This window comes from Dyadobacter sp. (assembly GCF_051859145.1).
Taxonomy (GTDB): Bacteria; Bacteroidota; Bacteroidia; order Cytophagales; family Spirosomataceae; genus Dyadobacter.
In genome coordinates this window covers 1-518 of the sequence record NZ_JBHYGF010000574.1, presented here as the reverse complement: position 1 = coordinate 518, position 518 = coordinate 1, and the positions used below count along the sequence as shown (strand labels likewise).

General features: G+C 47.7%; 1 protein-coding gene. It reads right to left on the bottom strand.

Annotation, left to right across the window (positions count from 1 at the left end):
- The coding region (locus ACTIE6_RS24300) for a cytochrome-c peroxidase (protein ID WP_439559089.1) at positions 1-518 on the bottom strand (518 nt) is incomplete at both ends.

Here is a 518-nt window from a genome sequence, read left to right as displayed (position 1 = left end):
AATGATCAAGCACTTCTTCCAAAGTATGGTAACGGCCATCATGCATGTAGGGCGCTGTAAGTCCCACATTGCGAAGGCTTGGCACTTTAAATTTGTGCTCGTCGGCAGCATTGCCTGTTATAGCGCCACGTCCCAGATCATTGTTGCGCATCGGCATTAGTCCATTGTTACGGAAACTATGATTAGTGAATAGGACACCTTCGTGGCACGAGCTGCAATTTTTCTGGAACAGCACAAGCCCTTCTTTTTCCTGGGCATTCAGTGCGCTAGCATCACCTGCCCGGTAATAGTCGTATTTGGAAGTGGCCGAAACCATCGTCATCATAAACTGCGAGATCGCTTTCATCATGCGCTCGGAATTGATCTCATCCGTGCCGAAAGCATCTTTAAACATTTTCGGGTAATCCACAGGGATCTTAGAGTCAGGATTGGGGGTATTCCGTAGTTTTTCGATCACCGTAGTTACTTTCTGGTCCATTTCAACCGGGTTTTCAATCGGGTTGAACGGCACCATGTCC